The 13,997-nt window shown below is 41.7% G+C and carries 17 protein-coding genes; 13 read left to right on the forward strand and 4 right to left on the reverse strand.

Features of this window, described 5'->3' with window-relative positions; translation table 11 throughout:
• Positions 1-50: 50 nt before the first annotated feature.
• A complete protein-coding gene (locus tag AC3WLU_RS09305; protein ID WP_048682770.1) occupies positions 51-263 on the reverse strand; it encodes a DUF2536 family protein in 213 nt (70 codons plus the stop codon).
• A gap of 154 nt (positions 264-417) precedes the next feature.
• On the opposite strand from AC3WLU_RS09305, the gene AC3WLU_RS09310 reads away from it, so the two are divergent.
• From AC3WLU_RS09310 to sigK, 7 genes are all read left to right on the forward strand, one after another.
• Positions 418-1,056, forward strand: coding sequence for a class I SAM-dependent DNA methyltransferase (locus tag AC3WLU_RS09310; protein WP_034308611.1), 639 nt, complete (start codon positions 418-420; stop codon positions 1,054-1,056).
• A gap of 16 nt (positions 1,057-1,072) precedes the next feature.
• Positions 1,073-1,768 (forward strand): 5'-methylthioadenosine/S-adenosylhomocysteine nucleosidase, encoded by a 696-nt coding sequence (mtnN, locus tag AC3WLU_RS09315; RefSeq protein ID WP_034308609.1) that lies wholly within the window; start codon positions 1,073-1,075, stop codon positions 1,766-1,768.
• Between the two features lie 94 nt (positions 1,769-1,862).
• Entirely contained in the window at positions 1,863-2,786 is a 924-nt protein-coding gene (locus tag AC3WLU_RS09320; protein ID WP_492597183.1) for a PLP-dependent cysteine synthase family protein, read from the forward strand.
• 1 nt (position 2,787) lies between these two features.
• On the forward strand, positions 2,788-3,924 hold the full coding sequence (locus tag AC3WLU_RS09325) for a bifunctional cystathionine gamma-lyase/homocysteine desulfhydrase (RefSeq protein WP_034308604.1): 1,137 nt from the start codon (positions 2,788-2,790) through the stop codon (positions 3,922-3,924).
• Between the two features lie 116 nt (positions 3,925-4,040).
• The gene (locus tag AC3WLU_RS09330) at positions 4,041-4,307 is read left to right on the forward strand and encodes a YrhC family protein (protein WP_034308601.1); all 267 of its coding nucleotides are present in this window, start codon (positions 4,041-4,043) and stop codon (positions 4,305-4,307) included.
• A 712-nt stretch (positions 4,308-5,019) separates the two neighbouring features.
• A complete protein-coding gene (locus AC3WLU_RS09335; RefSeq protein ID WP_076365157.1) occupies positions 5,020-5,160 on the forward strand; it encodes a YrzI family small protein in 141 nt (46 codons plus the stop codon).
• 699 nt (positions 5,161-5,859) lie between these two features.
• Positions 5,860-6,582 carry an RNA polymerase sporulation sigma factor SigK gene (gene sigK, locus AC3WLU_RS09340; protein WP_034308596.1) on the forward strand — a complete coding sequence of 241 codons (723 nt, stop codon included), beginning with the start codon at positions 5,860-5,862 and terminating at the stop codon, positions 6,580-6,582.
• A gap of 188 nt (positions 6,583-6,770) precedes the next feature.
• Here the strand turns inward: sigK and AC3WLU_RS09345 are convergent, their stop codons facing one another.
• Positions 6,771-7,073, reverse strand: coding sequence for a hypothetical protein (locus AC3WLU_RS09345; RefSeq protein WP_063575638.1), 303 nt, complete (start codon positions 7,071-7,073; stop codon positions 6,771-6,773).
• Between the two features lie 161 nt (positions 7,074-7,234).
• Here AC3WLU_RS09345 and AC3WLU_RS09350 point away from each other — a divergent pair, with 161 nt between their 5' ends.
• Positions 7,235-9,025 (forward strand): M3 family oligoendopeptidase, encoded by a 1,791-nt coding sequence (locus AC3WLU_RS09350; protein ID WP_492597184.1) that lies wholly within the window; start codon positions 7,235-7,237, stop codon positions 9,023-9,025.
• Between the two features lie 66 nt (positions 9,026-9,091).
• Here the strand turns inward: AC3WLU_RS09350 and pssA are convergent, their stop codons facing one another.
• Positions 9,092-9,631, reverse strand: a complete 540-nt coding sequence (gene pssA / locus AC3WLU_RS09355; RefSeq protein WP_034308587.1) for a CDP-diacylglycerol--serine O-phosphatidyltransferase — start codon at positions 9,629-9,631, stop codon at positions 9,092-9,094.
• Positions 9,632-9,776: 145 nt separating this feature from the next.
• Between pssA and AC3WLU_RS09360 the strand changes: the two genes are divergently transcribed.
• Positions 9,777-10,562, forward strand: a complete 786-nt coding sequence (locus tag AC3WLU_RS09360) for a phosphatidylserine decarboxylase (RefSeq protein WP_492597185.1) — start codon at positions 9,777-9,779, stop codon at positions 10,560-10,562.
• A 53-nt stretch (positions 10,563-10,615) separates the two neighbouring features.
• Here the strand turns inward: AC3WLU_RS09360 and AC3WLU_RS09365 are convergent, their stop codons facing one another.
• On the reverse strand, positions 10,616-10,756 hold the full coding sequence (locus tag AC3WLU_RS09365) for a sporulation histidine kinase inhibitor Sda (protein WP_034311351.1): 141 nt from the start codon (positions 10,754-10,756) through the stop codon (positions 10,616-10,618).
• A 466-nt stretch (positions 10,757-11,222) separates the two neighbouring features.
• Here AC3WLU_RS09365 and AC3WLU_RS09370 point away from each other — a divergent pair, with 466 nt between their 5' ends.
• From AC3WLU_RS09370 to yhbY, 4 genes are read left to right on the forward strand one after another with little or no spacing between them, the layout of a single operon-like run.
• Positions 11,223-11,744 carry a YqeG family HAD IIIA-type phosphatase gene (locus AC3WLU_RS09370; RefSeq protein ID WP_034308582.1) on the forward strand — a complete coding sequence of 174 codons (522 nt, stop codon included), beginning with the start codon at positions 11,223-11,225 and terminating at the stop codon, positions 11,742-11,744.
• Entirely contained in the window at positions 11,741-12,850 is a 1,110-nt protein-coding gene (yqeH, locus tag AC3WLU_RS09375) for a ribosome biogenesis GTPase YqeH (RefSeq protein ID WP_222619913.1), read from the forward strand. The genes AC3WLU_RS09370 and yqeH overlap by 4 nt, the downstream gene beginning before the upstream one ends.
• Positions 12,851-12,870: 20 nt before the next feature.
• A complete protein-coding gene (gene aroE, locus AC3WLU_RS09380) occupies positions 12,871-13,713 on the forward strand; it encodes a shikimate dehydrogenase (RefSeq protein WP_063575642.1) in 843 nt (280 codons plus the stop codon).
• Complete coding sequence (gene yhbY / locus AC3WLU_RS09385) at positions 13,707-13,997, forward strand: ribosome assembly RNA-binding protein YhbY (protein WP_034308574.1); 291 nt, start codon at positions 13,707-13,709, stop codon at positions 13,995-13,997. Before aroE ends, yhbY begins: the two co-directional genes overlap by 7 nt.

A 13,997-nucleotide genomic window follows, 5' to 3' on the forward strand; every position in this document is an offset into this window, starting at 1 on the left:
ACGAAAAACCCCCGAAAGGTATTCCGCTTTTCGGGGGTTTTTCATGGTGATCATTTTTTAGCTTTAAAGTGGACGACTGCACTATAAAAACGTCTGCCTTCTTCACTTACATACATTTGGTGTGACACGGATTCCACCTGAAGCATGATCGCTTTATTGATTTCAATTTGTGATTGGATTTTTTCTTCAAGATTCTTGATGCTTTCTGCTTCGAAAAATTCTATTTTATCTTCGAATAAGTTTAAGTCGAGTTGAAAACTCATGACTGTTCCCCTCCAACATTCAGATACTGTTAGTTTAACACCATTTTGTCCGAATCTGAACCTAATGAATTTGCCTAAAAACAAGAACTGTTTCTCTATTTATTTCATAGTATGCTTATAGGTTTTATTATCTTATTATAAAAGGTGATTAAAAATGGGCAGAGAATTTATCGATTTATTTGAAGAATGGTCGAAATCGTATGATGATACGGTTGGTGGACACGATATTGAGTATCAAGAGGTTTTTAAACATTATGATGGCATATTGGACAGCGTCACCAATCGGGCTTTTGGTCATGTGCTGGAGTTCGGGGTGGGTACCGGGAATTTGACGGAAAGACTTTTGAAGAAGGGCCTAAAGGTATCGGGAATAGAACCTTCTCCTGCAATGAGGGAAATAGCGGTAAGCAAGCTGAGCGGAAAAACAGAAATTGTAGACGGTGATTTTATCGATTTTCCGAAGCCGGAACAGGTTGATTCGATCGTGAGTACGTACGCGTTTCATCATTTAACCGATGAAGAAAAAGAAAAAGCGATAGCCAACTATGGAAAGTTACTGAATACTGGTGGTAAAATAGTGTTTGCTGATACAATGTATCAATCAAAGGAAGCTCATGAACGAGCGATTCAAGATGCAAGGCAGGCAGGCTTTCATAATTTGGCGAACGATTTGCAAACGGAATATTATACTACGATTCCTTTTTTGGAAAAAGTGCTTGAAGCAAATGGATATAAAGTGAACTTCGAGCGCTGCAATCAATTCGTCTGGATCATGGAGGCGGAAAAATTATAGGAAGAGGTTTTTACTAATGAAGGTAGCCATAATCGGAGCAATGGAAGAAGAAGTTACGATTTTACGTGATAAATTGGAAGGGTTGGAGCAGGTGACCATTGCCGGTTCCGAGTTCAATACAGGCACACTGAATGGTATCGAGGTCATTTTACTTAAATCGGGTATCGGTAAAGTGAATGCGGCAATGTCCACTGCAATCCTGTTAGAAAAATTCAAACCGGATGCGGTCATCAATACTGGCTCTGCCGGCGGTTATCATCCAGATCTGAATGTAGGGGATGTGGTCATATCCACGGAAGTGCGGCACCATGATGTCGATGTGACGATTTTTGGATATGAATACGGTCAAGTACCTCAGCTGCCTGCAGCTTTTACACCGGATGAAAAGCTTTTTGCAATCGCAGAAGAAGCAGCAAAAGAAATCGAGGATATACAAGTGGCGAAAGGGTTGATCGTGACGGGGGATTCTTTCATGAATGATCCTGACAGGGTTGAATTCGTCAGAGGGAAATTCTCTGATTTATACGCGGTGGAAATGGAAGCGGCAGCCATTGCACAGGTAGCCTTCCAATTCAAAACACCGTTTGTCATCATTCGTTCCCTTTCGGATATCGCAGGTAAGGAGTCCAATATTTCCTTTGATAAATTCCTGGAAACTGCGGCTCTTCATTCAGCGGCACTGATTTTGAAAATGGTTGAAAAAATGAAATGAATGGTAAGTGATCAGCGGAAGCTTTTCTGCTGATCATTCTTTATTGCATAATCCTTATTAAATTGGTAGGATAACTATGAAAGGGTGTCCGAATATGAAAGTCTTTAAAAATATTCATGAGCTGATAGGGGAAACGCCGATGATGGAAATCACCCATTTCCCGCTTCCGGATGAAGTCCGTATCTTTGCCAAACTGGAATACTTCAATCCGGGAGGCAGTGTGAAGGATCGGCTTGGTCAAGAACTGTTAGCCACAGCGCTGCAGACAGGGAAGGTGAAAAAGGGCGGGACGATCATCGAACCGACTGCCGGGAATACCGGGATTGGCTTGGCGTTGGCTGCGATAAACAGTGGGGTGGACGTGATCTTTTGCGTTCCGGAGAAATTCAGTACCGAGAAACAGGAATTGATGCGTGCCCTTGGAGCGAATGTGATCCAAACCCCGACAGAGGAAGGGATGACAGGAGCAATCGCCAAGGCTAAGGCGCTGCTGGCTGAAATTCCGGGATCATATTGTCCCCAGCAGTTCGCCAACCCTTCCAATCCTGATGCCTATTATAAAACGCTGGGACCTGAAATATGGGAACAGATGAAAGGCGATGTGGATGTGTTTGTTGCCGGTGCCGGGACGGGCGGGACATTCATGGGAACATCGCGATATTTGAAAGAAAAGAACGCTGCTGTCAAAACGGTCATTGTCGAACCAGAAGGATCGATTTTAAACGGCGGAAAAGCCGGACCCCATAAAACAGAGGGGATCGGGATGGAATTTCTACCGGCCTATATGGATGAAACGTATTTTGACGCAATCCATACGATAAGCGATCGTGACGCTTTCGATATGGTGAAGGAATTGGCGAGTAAAGAAGGCCTTCTTGTCGGCAGTTCTTCCGGTGCGGCATTTGCAGCGGCCATGAAAGAAGCGGCCAAGGCTTCCCGGGGGGCGAATATCGTCGTCATATTTCCGGATTCAAGTGAACGATACTTAAGCAAAAAAATTTATCAGGGAGGAATGTAAAATGAGAAAAAAAACACAATTGATCCACGGCGGCATTTTTGGTGATGAACAAACAGGAGCGGTTTCGGTGCCGATTTATCAAGTGAGCACCTATAAACAGGATGGTCCGGGGAATCATCGGGGCTATGAATACTCCCGTACAGGCAACCCGACCCGCCATGCCCTCGAAGAATTGATCAAGGATCTTGAGGAAGGAAAAAGAGGTTTCGCCTTCGGATCAGGAATGGCAGCGATGACTGCGGTTATGATGCTGTTCAGTCATGGTGATCATGTATTGATGACAGATGATGTTTATGGAGGTTCTTTCCGGGTCATCACTAAAGTGCTTAACCGCTTCGGGGTGGAAGCTACGTTCATCAATACGAGTGACATACACTCGATCGAAAAAGAGATAAAGGACAATACGAAAGCACTGTTCATTGAAACTCCGACGAATCCATTATTGAAAATCACCGATTTGGAAGAAGTATCAAAAATAGCAAAAGAAAACGGCATCCTCACCATTGTGGACAATACCTTCAGTACGCCTTACTGGCAAAATCCGCTTTCACTTGGAGCCGATATCGTGCTTCATAGTGCAACGAAGTATCTGGGGGGACACAGCGATGTTGTAGCGGGTCTTGTCGTGGTGAATGATGAAAAGATTGGCAATGACCTTCATTTCATCCAAAACTCCACAGGAGGCGTGCTGGGGCCCCAGGATTCATGGTTGCTGATGCGAGGCATTAAAACGCTGGGAATCAGGATGGAAGAACATGAAAAAAACACATCTCAAATCGTTCGTTTCCTATCCGGGCATGAAGGCGTTTCGAAAATCTATTACCCAGGTCTTGAAAACCACCCAAATCATGATATTGCCAAAAAACAATCGCGTGGATTCGGCGGTATGGTTTCATTTGATGTCGGCAGTGCGGAAAAGGCCGAGTCCGTTTTGAACAAAGTGAGATACTTTACACTTGCGGAAAGTCTGGGGGCAGTGGAGAGCTTGATTTCCATTCCGGCTTTGATGACACATGCTTCCATTCCGGCTGAGCGTCGTGCAGAACTTGGGATAACGGATGGGTTGATTCGTATTTCAGTAGGTCTGGAAGATGTTGAAGACTTATTGGAAGACTTGGAACAAGCGCTGCAAGGATAATCGTTTAGGGACCCGAAATTCATAGCTGACTGCCATTATTTACACCCTGTCATTTGGAATAAATATGGTAGAATGAGATATCGATATCTTATTAGCTTGAAAGAAGGTGGAATGGCATGAAAAACCGCAAAAAACAAACGGCGGCAATGCTGCGTTCGAAAATGGTCGATTTTAAACAATTTGCGATCACTTTGTTATGTGTGGGTTCGTTCTTCTATATAGGAACCATCCTTCCCACTGGAGACAAAGCGATGATTGACACATATGTCTATATGGGAGCGACAATCATGTTCCTGGGCATATCCATAGTATTTTTCTCATTATCAAAGAAATATAAGAAGATCTTGGCCGAAATGGATGACCAGGACACTTTACAACAATAGAGCAAACCTTAGTTTAGACAAAGGGGTTTTATCTAAATTTCAAAACAAAGTCGTTGGAGCGGGTGTGCGAGACTCCTGTGGGAAAAGCGCGTCAAGGGGAGACCCCGCAGGCGCAAAAGCGCCGAGGGCGGACCGCCCGCGGAAAGCGAGTGCCTGAAGAGGAAATCGACGTTCGAGATTTTACAAACCCTCATTAAATCTGTAGACAAACTCGAGTTTGTCTACAGTCTGTCCTGATTCTTTTAAAGAATCAGGTTTTTTTATTTTTCAATTGTTGTAGCCCATTAAGGGGCAGATTTATCATACGACTTACCTCCTTTAGGTAATAATAGCTCATGAAAATGGGTAGAAAGATTGAAATTTTCAAAAAAATAGGCAAAAGCCGTTTACAAATATCGAATTTGTGGATATACTTACCAAGTAATAAAAAATATTCCAAAGGAGGTCGAAGAAAATGACATTGTATCTACATGGAGTCGTCGCAATCAGCCGGTCCGTTTCAAATGACAATCACATAACATTCGACCTGTGCCAAGCGGAATATTTCTAAAGCAATTTGGCTTTATTAATCATTCAGACATAGCGGCCGCAGGGAGAAGTGTTTTATCCTGCGGTCTTTTTATATTCTCTAAAAAAGCCCGCAGGAGGACGTAACTTTCTGCGGCCTTTTTATGCCTTTTTGTTGGGCCGCTCCCTTAAAGGAGGTGATATTATGACACTGAATATGCTTTTTTTCACAATCACGATTAAAATGAAAAAAATGACTGCCGAGGAATGTTTGCAACAGGAGAGAATCCACAAGATTCGAGAAGAACATCTAGATAAAGCGTTGAAGCATCGTCCTTTTTTCTAAAAACATATGAGGTAGGTATTCCGTTCATAAAAAAATTAAAGAAAGGTGGAGGTTAATATGTTGAACTTGTTTTACGTAAAAGGAGAGAAGCGTTGCTATTGGCAGGAGAAGGATACCGGCTAACGTATTTGCCGGTGCATGGCCAGCATTGTCATGGTTTGTATGTATAAGAACAGCGGAAAATGGCATTGGAAACGTGATGAATTGAAGAGATGTTGATCAAGATGGTCATGACGCTGCACTCGGAACGCCAACGTTAGATATGAATAGGTAAAATGGGAAAACTCGGCCTTAGGGCCGAGTTTTTTTCTTTGCCTGAATCAGCAGCACGGACCTGACCCACCATAACCAAATCCACATCCCGGCAACCACCAAAACCCGAAAATGAGCAATAAAATCAGGAGGACAATAAACAGGCCATAACCAAAGCCGTAACCGGACCCTGAATAACAAGGCGCAGGAGCCGGATAACCATAGCTGCATCCGTATGGTCCATAGTTATATCCCATCGCAAAAACCCCCTTTCCCTAAAAAATTCCCTATCATTATATGAACATTTGCCTTCGTTCGTTTGGGAATTCATCCAGGCTGGTTTGAACATTTAACACTTTCACGATTTCTTTTAGCGGGACAGGCACGAACAAGCCCACTGTTGCATAGGTATGAATAGGGAAGCCAAAGAAACGGGGGATGAAGCCAATGCCCGGAATACTTACAGTTGTCGGTTATATTATCAAAGAATTTTACTTATTCGTTTCCTATGTGAAAAACAATGCTTTTCCCCAGCCCTTGTCATCTCAGGATGAAAAGAAATATCTGAAGCTTATGAGTGAGGGGGACGGTGATGCCCGTAACATCCTGATCGAGCATAATCTCAGGCTTGTTGCCCATATCGTCAAGAAATTCGAGAATACGGGCGAAGATACAGAGGATTTGATTTCGATTGGGACAATTGGTTTGATAAAGGCCATTGAGAGTTATTCGGATGGGAAGGGTACGAAGCTTGCCACATATGCGGCGCGATGCATTGAGAATGAGATCTTGATGCATTTACGAGCGACAAAGAAAACAAAGAAAGATATTTCCCTGCATGATCCGATCGGTCAGGATAAAGAAGGAAATGAAATCAGTTTAATCGATGTACTGAAATCGGAATCGGAAGATGTCATCGATACGATTCAGCTCAATATGGAAATTGAAAAAGTGAAAAAGTATATTGATATTTTGGATGAACGCGAAAAGGAAGTCATTGTAGGCAGGTTTGGACTGGATTTGAAAAAGGAGAAAACCCAGAGGGAAATCGCTAAAGAGCTTGGCATTTCCCGCAGTTATGTATCAAGGATCGAAAAACGTGCTTTGATGAAGATGTTCCATGAATTTTACAGGGCAGAAAAAGAGAAGGAAAAGAAAGCTAAAGGATAGGAATGGTAAACAAAGAGAGTGCGGGGAAATTCCCCGCACTCTTTTTTTAATATTTATTTCTGATCAAATCTGTAAATGCATGATAAATCTCGATTCCCTGAAAAAGGAACAGACGTGAAGCGGTTAAAGAAAAGACCCCTACCATAATTAGTCGAAACCACATATGAATCACTCCTCCATTTTATTTTTTATAAAATGTCAGAGCGTGAGGCTACGTAATTCGCCTGATAAAAAACGGGACTGAGATATCGCCGTCGAAGATTCGAGGGAAAATAAAGAAAGCCCAAAATGGTAAATTCAAAAATGAGTATTACGATAAGTGACTGCCATGAACTAAAGGACGGCACAAAAGGCTGTTTCTTGTCGGCCTTATCCCAATGGTGAACATCGGTATGTTCTTCAATGGTTAGCTGCTGTGCATGATGGTGGAACTGTATGGGCAGTGTCCAAAGGAGCAGGATGATGGCAGACATGTGAATAAAGAATTTCATATGAATCAACCACCCCTTTCCTAAGATTATATTCATCATAACATGCTTTTAATCTGGGATATAGAAAAATGTTCTGAAAAATACTGAAAATTCCTTTTAATTAGAAAAATATTGAATGAACCTCTATAATGGGGTTAGTGATAAAAAGGGGGCAATTTAGTATGGGATATTCTATGACATGGGATTTGGATATCTTTTTTAAAGGGGGAAGCTCTTCTAAGGAGTTCCTGATTTTTTTAGATGAATTCAACGAAGAGGTAAAAGAATTAGACAGGCTTGTAAGCAATATCAATCCGGTAGGAAATGATGAATTCAGTTTAATCCAGGCATTTGATCTTTTTAAAAATACAAATATGAAATCTTCGCAGGCAGGTGCTTTCATTGGATGCCTGGAAGCTCAAAATGCGCAGGATAAGAAGGCTGGTCAGCTGCGGATCAAACAAATGAAGATAGTCGCTTCACTAAAAATGGTGTTAAGCAAGCTGGATGAAAAGTTGATGCAGCTTGATGATGCATTTTTCATGAAAATCCTCGAAAAAGAACCATTGAATGAATTGAAATTCGTATTGAATGAACGTCGGGAAAAGGCAAAGGAAAAGCTTACCGTGAAGGAAGAATCATTAATCACCCAATTGGCCATGGACGGTTTTGAAGGTTGGAGCCAAATGTATGATACGATCGTCGGTTCAATGACCATCCCTTATAAGGGTGAAAAGCTTTCTGTAGGCCAAGCGGCGAATAAATTTTCTGATCCTGATGAAAGGACCCGGAAAGAATTATTTACTGCGTGGGAACAGGCTTGGGAGGAAAAAAGTGACCTATTTGCCCGGACTTTGAACCATTTGGCTGGCTTCCGTCTCAGTGTGAATGAAAAAAGGGGCTGGGATGATATTTTGAAAGAGCCTCTTGAAATAGGAAGGATGAAAAAAGAAACCCTCGAAAGCATGTGGAATGTAATTGCAGATCATAAAGAGCCGCTTGTGAGATTTTTAAAAAGGAAAGCGGAGTTACTGGAATTGGATAAATTAAGTTGGGCGGATTTGGATGCACCGCTCGCTGTTACGGCAGAATCCAAAGTAATGGATTATCAAGAAGGTGCAGACTTCATCATCCAGCAATTCGCTAAATTCGGCTCTCAATTAGCGAACTTCACCCAAAAAGCTTTTGAAGACAGCTGGATTGAAGCTGAGGACAGACCAGGTAAGAGACCAGGCGGTTTTTGCACCGGCTTTCCATTGAATAAGCAGTCAAGAATTTTCATGACGTATTCGGGCACACCGTCCAATGTATCGACATTGGCTCATGAATTGGGACATGCATTCCATTCTTATGCGATGAGGGATATCCATCCATTGAATCGGTCATATGCAATGAATGTGGCGGAAACCGCTTCCACTTTTGCTGAAATGGTCGTAGCGGATGCAGCTGTTAAGGAAGCAGCCAGTGAGGAAGAAAAGCTGGTGCTTTTAGAAGATAAAATTCAGCGTTCCGTGGCATTATTGATGAATATCCACGCCCGCTACTTATTCGAAACTAGGTTTTATGACGAGAGGAAGCAAGGATATGTCAGTGCCGAACGGTTGAATGAACTGATGGTCGATGCACAAAAAGAAGCTTATGGCGATGCTTTAAGTGATTATAATCCAACTTTCTGGGCTTCAAAGCTCCATTTTTATATTACAGGTGTACCATTTTATAATTTTCCGTACACATTCGGTTACTTATTCTCATTAGGCATATACGCGAATGCTCTGAAAGAACCTGAAGGATTCGAAGAAAAATATATCGCTCTATTAAAGGATACCGGTTCCATGAAGGTCGAGGATTTGGCGGAGAAACATTTAGGCGTCGATTTAAAGACCCGGGATTTTTGGGAGGAAGCAGTCAATGCCTGCATGGAGGATGTAGAAGAATTCATGCGTTTGACCGACCCATTAGTCCGAAAAGCATAAGATGGGTTTAGGTGGAATAGGAACAAAAGAAAGCGGATGTCCGGTTTAGGACATCCGCTTTTCTTATTAAACTTTCTTTAGTTTAAATGGACTGACCATAAGTAATGATAATATAATCATGAGGGATAAGAAAAAGACCGGATGGAAATACGGAATGGCTAAATAACTTAAAGTGGCGATGCAGCCCGCAACCGTAATGGGCACTCCTGTAAAATATCCATTGCTTTCACTTATATTGAAGCGGGCGAGACGAAACGCGCCACAGCCAATATAGAAAACCGTGAAGAGTGTGCCAGGTGCTCCGAATTCTATCAATATTCCTTGGTATAATAATAGAGCCGGTGCGACGCCAAAGGATATGATGTCACACATGGAATCAAGTTGCTTACCCAATTCCGATTCAATGTTGAATTTCCGTGCAACCATACCGTCAAAGCGATCTGCAAGGGCAGCCAGGAAGATTAAAAGCAAGCTTAAATTCAATTGACCGTGCATCACGGCAATTATCGCAAATCCACCAAGGGATAAATTAATTAAGGTAAGTATATTTGCTGTTTGTGCTTTCACTTTTTTAATGGTTTGATCTAGGGCGTGTAATAAAAACATCTTTTCACTCCTTTCAAGTGAAACAAATTAAAACAAAATATAGTAAACATAAGTATTTATTATATAATAATATTTTATTTAATACAATTTATGCAAGAGGATTTTAGAATAATTTTACAATTTTACAATTTGGAGTGGTTATATTTTGTTTCAGTCTTTGTATCGCGTTCTTATTGAACTGACGAATGGTCAGTATTCATCAGGTTTATTAAAACACTTTAGCCAATCTCGTTGGAGCAGGCCCTTAATTTTACTTTATGTAAAAACATTCAAGCTTAATACACAGGAATTTGGTAAGGAGTTAAAAGCATATACCAATTTGCATGAGCTATTTACAAGGCAGTTAAAGGCTGACGCGAGGCCAATTACGGCAGTTCCATCTGCTGTAGCTTGTCCCGTGGACGGTGTACTTGAGGACTCAGGGGAGATACACGCTGATAAAAAGATCGTCGTTAAGGGAAAGGTATATTCAATGGAGGAAATGCTCGGGGATGAGCTTTTATTGGAAAAGTACTTAGGCGGCAAATATCTCGTGTTATACTTAAGCCCGAGTCATTACCATAGGATCCATGCGCCTATCAAGGGTTCCGTGGTCAAGCGATGGACGCTTGGAAGGAAATCATACCCCGTTAATAAATGGGGGATGAAATATGGAAAAGAGCCTTTATCAAAAAATTACCGGACAATAACTGAACTACAAAATGAGGCGGGAAATCTGGCAATGGTGAAAGTCGGGGCCATGTTCATAAATTCGATCGTCATTACTGATGATTCGGATCAATTGGAAAAAGGGCAGGAGTTTTCTTATTTCAGCTTTGGGTCCACAGTTGTGCTTCTTTTTGAAAAAGGAAGTTTTGAACTTGAAGGAAACATATCCATTCCCGAAGATGTCCGTGTAGGTGAAACAATCGGATTCATGAGAGCGGTCTAACTGTAAATATAAAATAAGAGGCTGACATTTGATGTCAGCCTATGTATTTCATATTAAAATATGGACCGGATTTTATGTGTTAGGGACCTTCGATGAATTTCCGTTTCTATGAGGCGGATGAAATCGGTACTCAACTTTAAATTCTGTGCTTTAAAATAGGATTCAAGCAACAGGTCATCAGATAGTTTTTGCATCAGAACGCCACTTAAGGGCTGCTCACCTCCAGTAGGGATTGCGAGGAATAATTTGGTGTTTACCTGCATATATTGATAAGTCTTCCTTGATGTACCCCTACTGTATCAGAAATAAACTTGGAGAACAATCGTTCTGTTATCCACAGATGAAAGTGGATAACCTGTGGTTAAGTTGTTTGCAAAGTGGACGAAATGGTGCCCATCAGTATGGAAAATGTTAGTAAAGTTATCCACAGGTTGAATAAATGAATTTTTTGTCGAAATCTTTTATGCATAATTAGTTCTTTGGTTCTGGTCTGCCTGCAAATTTCCCATTATTTAATGAAAAATGACTTTCCATATCAGAAAACATACATTATGATGTTTCTTTACCGTCAGCCATTCTTTCCTAATTTTTTTTGAAAGTGGGCTGAAAATTCGATATGATGGAAACGGTAAATTTTAATGAAAATATAGAGGTGCCAATATGCTTAAATTATTTTTGCCGAGTGAACATGTTAAAAGCATTTTTAATATAGATCCTCAAGAATTGAAAAAAAGAGGGATTAAGGGCGTCATTACCGATTTGGATAATACTCTCGTTGAATGGGACAGGCCGACTGCCACCCCCGATTTAATCAAATGGTTCGACAATATGCGGGATCATGGGATTTTAGTGACGATTGTGTCCAATAATAATGAAAATCGGGTTCGGGCTTTTTCCGATCCGCTTCACATTCCGTTTATCTTCCAGGCCAGAAAACCGATGGCAAGGGCTTTCCATAAAGCCCGTAAGACAATGGGGTTGAAATTAGAAGAAACGGTGGTAATCGGCGATCAGTTATTGACGGATGTATTGGGAGGGAACAGAGGCGGGTTTCATACAATCTTAGTGGTCCCTGTCGCACAAACCGACGAATTCAGAACAAGGATCAATCGTTATTTTGAAAGAAAGATCATGGCGTTTTTTAAACGAAAAGGAATGATAGAATGGGAGGATCACAATTGAACAATCATCAAGAATTAGTGTGCATCGGCTGCGGTGTGAAGGTCCAGACTGAAGATCCGAAGGAGTTGGGCTTTGCCCCTAAATCGGCTCTGGAAAAAGAGAGCATCGTTTGTCAGCGCTGCTTTAAATTGAAACATTATAACGAAGTTCAGGATGTATCCTTAACAGACGATGACTTCTTGAAAATCTTGAATAAAGTAGGCGAAACCGACTCTTTAATCGTCAAAATCGTCGATATTTTTGATTTCAATGGAAGCTGGCTGCCTGGCCTTCATCGATTTGTAGGGAGAAATGATGTTCTTCTGATCGGAAATAAGGTCGATTTATTGCCTAAATCGGTAAAACCGAACAAGTTGATCAATTGGATGAAGCAATCGTCCAAGGAATTGGGTCTTAACCCGATCGATGTCCTGCTTGTCAGTGCGGAAAAGGGAAAGCACATACTTGAAGCGGCGGATGCGATCGAGCGGTATCGCAGAGGAAAAGATGTCTATGTGGTGGGCTGTACGAATGTAGGGAAATCGACTTTCATCAACCGTCTTATAAAAGAAGTGAGCGGTGAAAGTGATATCATCACGACTTCCCACTTCCCTGGGACTACCTTGGATATGATTGAAATTCCTTTGGATGATGAACAAGCATTGATCGATACACCTGGAATCATTAATCATCATCAAATGGCTCACTATGTGGACAAACGGGACTTCAAGGTGATTATGCCGAAAAAGGAAATCAAGCCGAGAGTGTACCAGCTGAATGAAGGGCAGACGCTATTTTTCGGAGGGTTGGCCAGGTTGGACTATGTCTCAGGCGGAAGGCGTTCATTGACTTGCTACCTTTCGAACGAATTGAATATTCACCGTACGAAACTGGAAAATGCCGATGAATTGTATAAAAACCATGCCGGGGAATTACTGACTCCCCCACGGCCCGAACAAATCGAGGAATTTCCGAAGCTGATTCCACATGAATTTTCCTTGAAAGATGGTAAAATGGATATTGTGTTTTCTGGTCTTGGCTGGGTGACGGTCAATGAGCCAGGGGCGAAAATCGTTGCACATGTTCCAAAGGGCGTCAATGTGATCGTTCGCAAATCATTAATCTAAATATAGGGGTCGTCTAGTCTATGAAAAAGATATATGGGGTAATGGGAGATCCAATTGCACATTCGATGTCACCGGACATTCATAATGATGCATTTGAAAAAGAAAATATAGAAGCGGTTTATCACCATTTTCATGTGACGAAAGAAGGTTTGAACGATGCCGTGAAAGGCATGAAGGCCCTTGGTATAGAAGGGTTTAACATCACGATCCCTCATAAGACATCAATCATCCCTTTCCTTGATGAAGTGGATGAACTGGCCCTGGCAATCGGGGCTGTAAATACGGTTGTTAACAAAAATGGTCGGTTTATAGGGTATAATACAGACGGAAAAGGATTTTTTAAATCTTTATGCGATGAAATATCAGGTGACATCAAGGCTAAAAAAACGTTAGTGATCGGAGCGGGCGGTGCTGCGCGTGCGATTTATTTTACCCTCGTGAAAGAAGGGGTAAAGCAAGTAGATATTGCAAACCGGACAAAGGAAAGAGCGGCCCAGCTTGTTTCTGATTGCCCTTATGATAAAGTATCGAAGGCACTCTCGATTATCGAAGCGGAAGAAAGCTTATCACAATATGATTTAATCATCCAAACGACTTCTTCTGGAATGAGTCCTGAACTGGATCATTCGCCGTTAAAGGTCGACCAGCTTAAAACCGGTGCAATTGTCAGTGATATCATCTATAACCCTCTAAAAACCAAGCTGCTGCGTGAAGCTGGGGAAAAAGGGGCGGAAACGCAAAATGGTCTGGGAATGTTCATCAACCAGGCTGCGCTTGCCTTTGAGATATGGACAGGCATTATGCCGGATACAGCAAGAATGACAGATATTGTCTTGAACAAACTAGGAGGTAACACATGTTAACAGGAAAACAAAAAAGATTTTTACGATCAAAGGCCCATCACCTCAATCCAATTTTTCAAGTTGGTAAAGGCGGAGTCAATGATAATCTCATCAAGCAAATTGGTGAGGCGCTTGAAGTACGTGAATTGATCAAGGTCAGCATCCTGCAAAACTGTGAAGAGGACCGCAATGATGTGGGGCTTACTTTATCAAAAGGTGCACGGGCTGAATTGGTTCAGATTATCGGCAACACAATTGTGCTATATAAAGAATCAAAAGAAAACAAACAACTTAAATTACCTTAA

The organism is Peribacillus sp. FW305-BF15, from assembly GCF_058783805.1.

Coding starts and splice junctions, on each gene's coding strand:
- AC3WLU_RS09305 (WP_048682770.1), bottom strand. CDS start 263: ATGAGTTTTCAACTCGACTTAAACTTATTCGAAGATAAAATAGAATTT.
- AC3WLU_RS09310 (WP_034308611.1), top strand. CDS start 418: ATGGGCAGAGAATTTATCGATTTATTTGAAGAATGGTCGAAATCGTAT.
- mtnN (WP_034308609.1), top strand. CDS start 1,073: ATGAAGGTAGCCATAATCGGAGCAATGGAAGAAGAAGTTACGATTTTA.
- AC3WLU_RS09320 (WP_492597183.1), top strand. CDS start 1,863: ATGAAAGTCTTTAAAAATATTCATGAGCTGATAGGGGAAACGCCGATG.
- AC3WLU_RS09325 (WP_034308604.1), top strand. CDS start 2,788: ATGAGAAAAAAAACACAATTGATCCACGGCGGCATTTTTGGTGATGAA.
- AC3WLU_RS09330 (WP_034308601.1), top strand. CDS start 4,041: ATGAAAAACCGCAAAAAACAAACGGCGGCAATGCTGCGTTCGAAAATG.
- AC3WLU_RS09335 (WP_076365157.1), top strand. CDS start 5,020: ATGACACTGAATATGCTTTTTTTCACAATCACGATTAAAATGAAAAAA.
- sigK (WP_034308596.1), top strand. CDS start 5,860: ATGCCCGGAATACTTACAGTTGTCGGTTATATTATCAAAGAATTTTAC.
- AC3WLU_RS09345 (WP_063575638.1), bottom strand. CDS start 7,073: ATGAAATTCTTTATTCACATGTCTGCCATCATCCTGCTCCTTTGGACA.
- AC3WLU_RS09350 (WP_492597184.1), top strand. CDS start 7,235: ATGGGATATTCTATGACATGGGATTTGGATATCTTTTTTAAAGGGGGA.
- pssA (WP_034308587.1), bottom strand. CDS start 9,631: ATGTTTTTATTACACGCCCTAGATCAAACCATTAAAAAAGTGAAAGCA.
- AC3WLU_RS09365 (WP_034311351.1), bottom strand. CDS start 10,756: ATGCAAAAACTATCTGATGACCTGTTGCTTGAATCCTATTTTAAAGCA.
- AC3WLU_RS09370 (WP_034308582.1), top strand. CDS start 11,223: ATGCTTAAATTATTTTTGCCGAGTGAACATGTTAAAAGCATTTTTAAT.
- aroE (WP_063575642.1), top strand. CDS start 12,871: ATGAAAAAGATATATGGGGTAATGGGAGATCCAATTGCACATTCGATG.
- yhbY (WP_034308574.1), top strand. CDS start 13,707: ATGTTAACAGGAAAACAAAAAAGATTTTTACGATCAAAGGCCCATCAC.